Below are 2972 nucleotides of genomic sequence, written 5' to 3'. Positions count from 1 at the left end.
TGGTCGAAGGTGCCGGGCCTGACCGCGGCATTGAAATCGCCAATGGTTTTTTCCAGCGCGGCCGGATCCAGCGTGAGTTTGCCCGCCAGTTCTGCGATCGAGCCGGCCTCGATCGGCGGGAACAGCGTCGGCATGAAACTGTTGCGGCAGGTCGCGTCGAAAATGATGTAGGCGATCTGGTCCGGCTGGGCGGCGACCAGGCGGCCCCAGATCGCGTAGCGCTTCGGCCAGATGTCCTCGCCCTCGTCGTAGAAGCGCTGGGCGCCGTTATTGACGACGATGCCGAACACCACCGAGTCGTGCCGTGTGATGATGCCGCCGTCGAATTTCGGCGCCCGGGCGTCGATCGCAACCGCGTGACATTGCGTGGGATCGCCGACCTCCTGCACGCCTTTTGCCAACAGCAGCTTCAGGATCGAGCCGCGGTGATAGGGTGTCCCGCGGATCAGGAAATTGTCGGCGGCCCCGCCCCAGTACTCTTTGAGCCATTCGATATTGGCCTCGAAGCCGCCGGAAGCGGCGACCAGCGTCGCGGCGCGGATGCGGCCGTCGCCCTGCTTCAGGGCCGCCGAAAGAAACATGCCGTCCTTGATATTGAGGTCGACCACTTCGGCGTCGTAGAGGATTTCAACGCCGATCTTTTCGGCGGTCAGATAGAGCGCGTTCAGCATCGCCCGGCCGCCGCCGAGAAAGAACGAATTGGTCCGTCCGAGACTGAGCGTACCGCCGAGTGACGGCTGCCAGCGCACGCCCTGTTCGACGATCCAGTTCAGGATGTCCTTGGACTCCGCGATCATGTGCCGCGCCAGTTCCTCATCGGTCTGGCCGCCGGTGACGCGCTTGAGGTCTTCCCAGAATTCCTCTTCGGTATAGGGCCCGGTCAGGATCTCGGTCGCCGCATCATGGGCGCAGCGCATGTTGCGGGTATGGCGGGTGTTGCCGCCGCGATAGAATTTCGGCGCGCCTTCCAGCACCAGCACCGATGCGCCGGCCCGCCGCGCGCCGATCGCGGCGCACAGCGCCGCGTTGCCGCCGCCGATCACCAGCACGTCGAACCTGCGGTTTAAATCGACCATGCCCTCTTGGTAGCGTTATTTGCATGGAAATCAAACCGGACCAGGCGATCGCCTGGTCCGCTGCCTCATGGGCTCAGGCGGTGACCGCCTGGCGGGTCTCGATGGTCCTGCCGCCGCGATAGACCGCCATCGCGGCGATGATGCCGAGCGCGGCGGCGAACATCAGCCAGAATCCGGGCGACGCCTTGTCGCCGGTGTTTTCGATCAACCATGTCGACGCAAACGGCGTGAAGGTGCCGAACAGCGCCGCGGCGAGGGCAAAAGCCAGCGAGAAGCAGGTGGTGCGGACATGCGCCGGCACGATCTCCACCAGGCATCCCAGCATGGTGCCGCTGTAGACGCCGAAATAGAACGAGAACATCATTTCGACGGTCAGCATCTTGCCGAAGGTCGGCTCGGCTACCAGCCAGTGCAGCGCGGGATAGGCCGTCAGCAACGCGAGGCCCGCGATCGCCAGCAACACCGGCTTGCGGCCGATCCGGTCCGAAAGCGCGCCGCCGACCGGATTCCAGATGAAGTTGGTGACGGCGACCAGAAGCGTGACCAGAAGCGCGTCCTGGCCGGAGAGCTTCAGAACGTTTTTGCCGAAGGTCGGCGTATAGACCGTGACGAAGTAGAAGGTCGTGGTGGTCAACACCGCGATCATCATGCCGAGCAGGACGATGCGCCAGTTGGCGAGCGCGGAGGCGAACACTTCGCCGGCGGTCGGATGTTTCTTCATGGCCAGAAACTCCGGCGTTTCCTCCAACGTCCGGCGCAAAAAGAAAATGACGGGAATGATCAGGCAGCCGATGAAGAACGGAATGCGCCAGCCCCAGGCCGCGACGGTTTCCTTCGGCATCAATTCGCTAAGCCCAAATCCGATGATCGCGGCGACGAAAATCGCGACCTGCTGGCTGGAGGACTGGAACGAAGTATAGAAGCCGCGGTTGCCGGGCGTGGCGATCTCGGCGAGATAGACCGAGACGCCGCCGAGTTCGACGCCGGCGGAGAAACCCTGCAGCAAGCGGCCGATCACGACGATGACCGGCGCGGCAATGCCGATCGTGGCGTAGCTCGGACAGAGCGCGATCGTCACCGTACCGAGCGCCATGATCGCCAATGTGACGATCAGTCCCTGGCGCCGGCCGATGCGGTCGATATAGGCGCCGAGTACGATGGCGCCAACCGGGCGCATCATGGCGCCTAGCCAGAATACGCCGAAGGTGTTGAGCAGCTTGGCGGTTTCGTCGACGTTCGGAAAAAACGCGTTGCCGATATAGCTGGCATAAAAGCCGAACAGGAAGAAATCGAATTGCTCGAGGAAATTGCCGCTGGTCGAGCGCAGAATGGCGCCGAGGCGCGATTTGATCTGCGGCGGCTGCGATACCTGCGACATGGCGAGCTTCTCCCCGTTTACAATTTGCCGGTGCGGAAAGACTCTGTTCCAGCCGACGTTTGTTGTGCTTGGGGAGCAATCTGCCACGCCGGCGCGGCATGACCAACCTTAAAAAAACCGACCGAACCAGCATCGCCAGGGAACGGATACCGTGAAACCTATCATTTCGGGCCACGAGCACTGGCCTCTCGCTCCCTCTCCCGCTCTTCGCGGGGGAGACAGCCAGCGCGCTGCGCGTGCACCACGCTGGGAGAAAATTGGGCGATGTTGCGCGGGGCAGTTCAGCCATGCACGGCACTTTCTACCCTCCCCTGGAGGGGCCTCCAGGGGAGGGTCGCTCGCGCAGCGAGCGGGGTGGAGTGATCTCTCCGCGGGCGCAAATGTATCGATTTCGCCGACCATGGGCCGGAAGCGGGACCACCGAAACACCGCCCCGCGGACAGACCGTCACCCCACCCCGCCCGCATAGACGATGCGGAGCATCGTCGACTGCGGACGACCCTCCCCCTCCAGGGGAG

At 63.5% G+C, this 2972-nt stretch carries 2 protein-coding genes; both read right to left on the bottom strand.

What is annotated here, in order from left to right; all coding sequences use genetic code 11:
- The coding region (tcuA, locus tag ABSG20_RS33695; protein ID WP_423868760.1) for an FAD-dependent tricarballylate dehydrogenase TcuA at positions 1–1076 on the bottom strand (1076 nt) is incomplete at its 3' end.
- Between the two features lie 73 nt (positions 1077–1149).
- Positions 1150–2454, bottom strand: coding sequence for an MFS transporter (locus ABSG20_RS33690; RefSeq protein WP_423868759.1), 1305 nt, complete (start codon positions 2452–2454; stop codon positions 1150–1152).
- Positions 2455–2972: the final 518 nt, after the last annotated feature.

The sequence above is a fragment of the Bradyrhizobium sp. genome (assembly GCF_049512235.1).
GTDB lineage: Bacteria > Pseudomonadota > Alphaproteobacteria > Rhizobiales > Xanthobacteraceae > Bradyrhizobium.
This window is presented reverse-complemented; position numbering and strand designations above follow the sequence as displayed.